The following is a 7,346-nucleotide window of genomic DNA, read 5'->3' as shown; positions in this document are numbered from 1 at the left end:
GCAGATGCAGGTGCTCCGCCATTATATGCGGCTGTCGCAAGAGACGCTGGGCACGGACCTCAACATCGACATCGGCCTGGGGACCTGTACGATGAAGTACAGCCCCAAGATCAACGAACAATTCGTGCGTTCCCCAAAGCTGATTGAGCTCCATCCTTATCAGGACGAGAGCACGGTCCAGGGCATTCTGGAGATCATGTATAAAGTGTCGCAGTACCTCAAAGCGATATCCGGCATGAGCTGCGTGAGCCTTCAGCCCTCTGGAGGAAGTCAGGCCATTTTTGCCAACGTTGAAACGATTCGCGCCTACCATGAGGCCAATGGAGAGGGGAAGCTGAGGAATGAGATCATCACCACGATCCTGTCCCATCCCGCAAACCCTGGCGCTGCGGCGACGCTGGGATATAAGGTGATCACACTTTTCCCGGGACAGGACGGCCTCCCTGACGTTGAAGCGCTAAAAGCGGCTCTTTCGGAGCACACTGCAGCCCTGATGCTTACCAATCCTGAAGATACGGGTATCTATAACGATAAAATTCGAGGGTTTGTGGACGCCGTGCATGAGGTCGGAGGGCTGTGCGCTTATGATCAGGCGAACCTGAACGGCGTGTTCGGGATTACCCGCGCGCGGGATGCAGGCTTCGATATGTGCCATTACAACCTGCACAAGTCCTTCTCCTCCCCCCATGGCTGCCAGGGGCCTTGCGCAGGAGCGCAGTGCGTCAGTGAAAAGCTTGCGAAATTCGTGGCCGTGCCGACGGTGGAGTTTGACGGAAAAAAGTACTACCTTGATTACCGCCGTCCCGACAGCATAGGCAAGCTGCGAAAATTCTACGGGGTGCCGGCTGTTCTGGTCAGGGTCTATGCCTACATTCGTTCCCTTGGCCCCGACGGGATGAAGGAAATCGGGGAGTTGTCCATCCTGAACAACAACTACATGCTGAAGAAACTTCTGACGATCAAAGGGCTTTCAATGCCCTGGGCGGAGGGAAAATTCCGCATGGAGCAGGCACGGCTGAGCTGGGAGCAGTTGACGCAGGATACGGGAGTCACTACGGACGATATCTGCCGGAGGATCGTGGATTATGGTTTCCAGGACTATTTTTCAAGTCATCATCCGAGGGTGATCCCTGAGCCGTTTACCCCTGAGCCGGTGGAGACGTACTCCAAGGATGATATCGACGAGTTCGTCGAGGCGTTCCGCTCCATCGCCGAGGAGGCCTATACGGACCCTGAGGTGGTGAGGACGGCTCCACACAAAGCGGCGCTTGCGACGCAGATCGATGAGGCTTACATGACGGAATGGGATAAGTTTGCCACGACATGGCGAGCATATAATAAGTACCTCAGGGATAAGTGAAGCTTCAGGAGCGTATTTTCAAACATTCATAACCACTGGGAGGAAGACGAGAATAATGACCAGTTTTATCGGCGCGGACCAGACGTGGGTGTTGTTTGCTATCCTTACGGCGATTGCGGCGTTGAGCATCCAGTTGGAACATAACTATCGGTGGGCTTCCAGAGTGACAGGCTGTGTGCTCGCCTTGATCGGCGCGATGATCCTGTCCAACCTGAACGTCATCCCCCTGGACGCACCGGCCTACGATTTCGTCTGGAGCTATGTCGTCCCGCTGTCCATCCCCCTCCTGCTCTTTAACGCAAACATCAGAAGGATATGGAAGGACAGCGGTCGCCTGCTGGTCATCTACTTGATCAGCGGCATCGGGACGATCCTGGGCGCCTTTATCGGCTATTTCCTGCTGAAGGATCTCGTCAAGGACCTGGGGATTGCCGTGACCATGATGATCGGCACCTACACGGGCGGCAGCGTCAACCTGGTCGCCATGGCGGATGCCTATAAAGCCCCGGCCGATCTGGTCTCCTCCTCGGTGGTTGCGGACAACCTCTTGATGGCCTTGTACTTCTTTGCGCTGATCGCGGCTTCAGGCTCGAAGTTCTTCCTGAAGAACTACAAGCATCCCCTGATCGACGCGGTGGCGGCCAGGAGCGACGGCGATCGGGGCGCGGCGTCCTATTGGGTGGCGAAACCAGTCGCCCTGAAGGACATCGCAAGTTCGGTGGCGTTGTCCTTCGTGATCGTCGCTCTGTCGACGGTGATCGCGGACTGTTTTTCGGCAGCAATCGCGAAGGACAGCTTTGCCAAAGCCCTTATCAACGGACTATTGGGAAATAAATATCTGGTCATGACGACAGTAACCGTCCTGATCGCGACGGCGTTTCCAGGGTTTGTTGGCGGCATTGCCGGAGCGCAGGAGATCGGGACCTTTCTGATCCACATCTTCTTTACGGTGATCGGCGTCCCCGCTTCCATTCGTTTGATCGTGACTCAGGCGCCGCTCCTCCTGCTCTTCTGCACGATCATCGTCGCCACGAACATGATCGTTTCCTTTAGCGTCGGGAAACTGTTCGGCTTCACCCTTGAAGAGATCGTCATCGCATCGAACGCCAACGTCGGCGGCCCTACGACGTCGGCGGCCATGGCCATCTCCAAGGGGTGGACCGAACTCGTCGTCCCCGCTATCCTGGTGGGGACCCTGGGGTATGTCCTTGGCAACTACTACGGCGTCTTTGCCGGGACCTGCCTTGGGCTGTAGGCACGACGAAAACCTCATGTGCCGATCTCAGGGGCTCGATTGCGGAGCCCCTTTTATTTCACCTTAAGGGGTAAGAGGTGATGCCATGAAACGATTGGGACTGATCGTCAATCCCATAGCAGGAATTGGTGGCAAGGTTGGGTTAAAGGGCTCCGATGGGGTCGATACCCTGCAGCGTGCGCTTCTCCTCGGCGGCGAATTTGAGAGTGGGAAGAAGGCCTCGGTAGCGCTTACGCAGCTCGGTACACTGAATAAGGGGTTTGAACTGTATACCTGTTCCGGTGCGATGGGGGCGGAGGCCTGTCAGCGGGTTGGGCTTCCCTGTACGGTAGTGGGAGAGCCCTGCGTCACTCACACAGGGCCCGAGGACACGATGCGGGCGGCCAGGGCCCTCCAGAGGCTCGACCTTGATCTGCTTCTGTTTGCAGGGGGCGACGGCACCGCGCGGGACATCCTGAAGGCGGTGGGACAGGAGGTAACGGTGCTGGGTATCCCGACAGGATGCAAGATACACTCCGGCGTCTATGCGCTTACGCCACAGGCTGCAGGCCTGCTCGCCCGTCAATGCGTGCAGGGGCGAATCCATAGGGCCAAAGAGGCCGAGGTCATGGACATCGATGAGGACCTGTTCAGGCATGGCGTCGTCCAGGCGCGGCTCTATGGTTACCTCAAAATTCCGGACGACGAGGCCCTGGTGCAACGCACAAAGATCGGCGGCTCCGGAAGCTCTTCGGTTGAAGCGTTGGCACGATTCGTTGCAGGCCAATGGCAGAACGACACGCTTTATATCGTCGGGACAGGTTCGACGACGGCCGCTGTGATGCGGGAGCTCGGTCTGCCCAACACGTTGCTTGGAGTTGATCTGGTTTACGACAAAAGGGTCGTCGCCCTCGATTGTACGGAAAAGCGAATCCTTGAGGCAGTGCAGGAGTATGACAGGGTCAAAATTATCGTGACGATCATCGGAGGGCAAGGCTGTCTCTTTGGTCGCGGAAATCAGCAGATCAGTGCAGAAGTGCTCCGCAGGGTCGGCAGGAATAACATTATCGTTGCGGCAGGCCGTGATAAAGTGCTCTCCTTGAAGGGCCGCCCATTGTACGTCGATACGGGCGACGAGGAAGTGGATCGCTCTCTGGCAGGATATATGAAAGTCGTTATCGGCTGCGAAGAGTTTACGGTGTTGAAGGTGGCCGGGGTTGCACTTTGACGATCAGGAACCGCATTTGTATCATCAATAGATGATTTTGCAAGGGACGGGCTCTGCAACTCAACGTGGACGGTGAAGATGATGACGGTCAACAAAGATAAGTACACCATTGGACAAATGGCGAAGCTTTGCAACGTCTCGACAAAACAGCTGCGCTTTTACGACGAGCGCGGTCTGGTCACGCCCGCTTACAGAGATGAGATAAATGGATATCGCTACTACGAACGCCGACAGATCGAGGAAATCCTTCTTCTGTCAGAGCTGAAGCAATACAATTTTTCCCTGGAGAAGATCGGAAGGCTGCTCCGTAACAGGGAGCTGAATCCATTGCAAAAGGAGCTGGAACAACAGCTTTATGAACTTCGCAGGGAGAGAAAGGACATTATGGCAAAGTACGATTCCATCATCGACCGTATCTTGAATATTCTGCACAGCTCCGTCTATCTTATAGCGAATCAAAAGACGTTCGCTCAGGATATCATCTCCGTTCAAACGTTTCCCGAGACGGTTGTGGCGTACACTCGCTACGTCTCCTACTGGCACGTGGACCAACTTTTCACGTCAAGGCGCGCGGAACTCTTCAAGTTTTTGAGCGAGCATCGTCTGGAAGAGATGGGGGCCAACATGGCGTTCTTTTACAATGGCTATAAAAAGCAATTTAGTGAGAACCCCGATGACAGAGAAGGGGATTTGGAGGTCTGCATAAGGATTAAAAACCCCGATCTCTCTCTGCCCTGCGTTCGCGTCGTCGAGGAGTTCCAGGCGGTTTCCTGCATTTACGTCGGCCCCTACCGGGACATGCTTCCTGCCTACCTGGACCTCGAAAGTTACGCGAGGCAACATCAAATCCCCTTGAGCGGAGAATCGCTGGAGGAGTACCTGATTGGCGCCAGTATGACTGCGAACCCCAACGACTACGTGACCAGACTCTACCTGCCTTTTGCGCGTGAGAAACGCGTCAGGCCGTAACGGAGATTCTTGTGTTTCTGCGCATCTTTCTTCAGGCCTCCGGATAAAACCGTAAGAACCGGCCGGGATGGGCAAAAGGCTCGTCCCGGCCGGTCGTTTTTAACGGTAGATCGCGCTTGCGGCGTTCTTTTCCATCTGGTAGCGGAGGAAGGTCAACTCGTCCTTGGTGCGCCATGGCCACATGCCCGACGGCCCGTAGGGGAGGAGCCCCCGGCTTTGCAGCTCGCGTTCCAGAGCGATGAGCGGCGCCTGCAGGTCGTCGCGTGAGCCCTGAAACTTCGGCAGGATCTTTGTGGTGACGGCCCAGTCGAAAGCGCGCATGGCCGCATCGACGTTGTAGGCGTCCTGTCCGCTGAGGCACATGAAGTTGGCCATGAAGTTGTAGATCGCGTCCCGAGTGCGGTAGCCCAGCGAAACGGTGTGGTTTCCGGGGATGGTGTTCACGGCGGAGAGCAGCTCCTCGATTTGGAAGTCCGTGCGTATTTTTTTGCGGAAGGCCTTCAGCTTTTCCTCCATCTCGCCGTCGATGATGGCGAGGAAGGTCGCGGCGGCCTTGGCGGACTGCAGGGCCGTGTCGTCGCTTTGGTCGTCAGTGAACATCACGTCGTTCACCCGGAAGCGAATGTAGAACGCCCGATCCAGAACCCTGGGGCTGAAGGGGAACGTCGTCGCGTCCGCGTTGGCCGTTCCGATGATGAAGAGGAACTTCGGCATGCGGTAAAAGTTCCCGTCGGGGCAGGGGATCAGCGCCAGATTCCGCATGTCCATCGCGCTGAGGACCTCGGTCAGGTAGTCCTCCGATCGGGCCAGGTCCATCGCCTCCAGGATGATGAAAGCGCGCTTCTGAGGGGTGATCTCGCAGGCCGACAGTGCATCGTAGAAGGCGGTCCCCGAGAACGTGCCGTTCGCACCAAGGGTCTGCTGGCGGTTCAAAAGGTCTCCGACGTTCCTCCAGTCCGACCGGACGGGCAGGAGGTCGGCGGAGACCTCCGCATCGAGGCCGGTGATCTTTTTGGCGAAGCTGATGGCCATGTGGGTCTTGCCCCCGCCGTTGGTCCCTCCCAGGATCGTGAAGCCGCAGGTCGCCGTCGCGGCCATGAGCGCCAGCTCTATGTTGTGCCGATTCGCCTGGTCGTCGTCCGGCTTCAGGAGATGACCGTCGGAGTCGATGAACTGATTGGCCGCGAAGAACCTCTGAGGATGTGCAGCCATCGGGTCGTCCGATTCAGGTTGGGGGGCGAGGGGGGACTCCTTCGCGGACACAGGCTCTGCCGCGGGAGCGGACGCCTGCGGTGCCGTGGCAGGTTCCTTCACGGGCGCAGGCTCCGCTGCGGGAGCGGGCTGCGGTGCAGGAGTGGGCGTTGGCTGCGCCACAGGGGCAGGCTGCGGTGCAGGGGCCGACGCTGGCTGCGGCACGGGGGCAGGGGTTGGCTGCGCCACAGGGGCGGGCTGCGGCGCAGGTGCAGGGGTTGGCTGCAGCACGGGAGCGGGTTGCGGTGCAGGGACCGGCGCTGGCTGCGGCGCAGGCGCAGGGGTTGCCTGCGCCACGGGAGCAGGTTGCGGTGCAGGGGTCGGCGCTGGCTGCGGCGCAGGTGCAGGGGTTGGCTGCGACACGGGAGCGGGTTGCGGCGCAAGAGTAGGTGCTGGCTGTGGCGCAGGGGCCGGCGCTGGCTGCGGTGCAGGGGTTGGCTGCGGCACGGGGGCGGGTTGCGGCGCAAGGGTAGGCGCTGGCTGTGGCGCAGGTGCAAGCGTTGGGTGCGGCGCGGGAGTGGGCTCGGGGGCTGGCGCGTAGCCGATGAGATGGCACAGCGCCTCGTACTTCGGGTCGTTCAGGTCGAACTTGAAGACGCCGGAGTCGTAGAACTCCGGATAGGAGGTCCTGTCGGGGTCTTTAGAGGTCCTCAGTATCTTGATGAGCGCGTCCACCACCTTGTCGTTATCCTGCCAGGAGGTGGAGTCCAGGTTGAAGAACTTCCTTGGGTCGCCGCGGAACAGGAACTGTTCCCGATCCTTCGTGGTCGTCGTGGAGAGCGTGCAGGCCAGGGTGTAGACGTCGATGTTGGAACTCCACGTCTCCGGAGAGGCGGTGAAGATGGCGTTCCCGCTCCACTCGTCGCTCGAGGGGTACAGCAGCAGCAGAGGGGTGTTCGCGCCCCCTTCCTCTACGGTAATCCCCTGGAGGCTCTCCGGCTTTAGGTCGAGAGCGGTGTGCTTGAACTTGAACAGGATGTCTCCGCTGCGCTGGCTTTCGGATTCGAAGGCGGCGTCTTCGTTGTTGTTGTCCGTGCGCACAGGAATGTCAACGGACCTGGGGCAGGTCGCGGGGTCAAGGGTTTTAAAGCTCGTGTAGATCAGGAAACAATTCATCACAGTACCTCCAGTCTGTCCGGGCTCCGAGACGCCTCCGGAGTCCGTGAAGCGAAGTCTCACGCCCAATACACTAAACAGTTTGCCTGACATTATACCTCTTGTGGGCTGTTTTCGTTCGACTTTGCGGGAGAGGACCCCGCCGACCTTTTCAAGCCTTTCACTCAAAAGCGGTTTCTCTCTGCTAG

At 58.4% G+C, this 7,346-nt stretch carries 5 protein-coding genes; 4 read left to right on the top strand and 1 reads right to left on the bottom strand.

All coding sequences use genetic code 11. The annotated features are described in order from the left end of the window. The 4 genes from gcvPB to SY1_RS03410 all read left to right on the top strand — a co-directional run. A partial coding sequence (gene gcvPB / locus SY1_RS03425; RefSeq protein WP_208872687.1) for an aminomethyl-transferring glycine dehydrogenase subunit GcvPB occupies nt 1-1,360 on the top strand: 1,360 nt, incomplete at its 5' end. A 55-nt stretch (nt 1,361-1,415) separates the two neighbouring features. After that, complete coding sequence (locus tag SY1_RS03420; protein WP_015556197.1) at nt 1,416-2,615, top strand: DUF819 family protein; 1,200 nt, start codon at nt 1,416-1,418, stop codon at nt 2,613-2,615. Nucleotides 2,616-2,700: 85 nt separating this feature from the next. Beyond that, the gene (locus SY1_RS03415) at nt 2,701-3,822 is read left to right on the top strand and encodes an ATP-NAD kinase family protein (RefSeq protein ID WP_015556196.1); all 1,122 of its coding nucleotides are present in this window, start codon (nt 2,701-2,703) and stop codon (nt 3,820-3,822) included. A 78-nt stretch (nt 3,823-3,900) separates the two neighbouring features. Continuing rightward, entirely contained in the window at nt 3,901-4,791 is an 891-nt protein-coding gene (locus tag SY1_RS03410) for a MerR family transcriptional regulator (protein ID WP_243440705.1), read from the top strand. Between the two features lie 99 nt (nt 4,792-4,890). Here SY1_RS03410 and SY1_RS03405 read toward each other — a convergent pair whose 3' ends face one another. Further along, nucleotides 4,891-7,158, bottom strand: a complete 2,268-nt coding sequence (locus SY1_RS03405; RefSeq protein ID WP_208872683.1) for a hypothetical protein — start codon at nt 7,156-7,158, stop codon at nt 4,891-4,893. Between the last annotated feature and the right edge of the window lie 188 nt (nt 7,159-7,346).

Origin of the sequence: Fretibacterium fastidiosum, from assembly GCF_000210715.1 — a bacterium.
Lineage (GTDB): Bacteria > Synergistota > Synergistia > Synergistales > Aminobacteriaceae > Fretibacterium > Fretibacterium fastidiosum.
The sequence above is the reverse complement of the archived record's forward strand: the minus strand, read 5'-3'. Positions and strand labels throughout refer to the sequence as shown.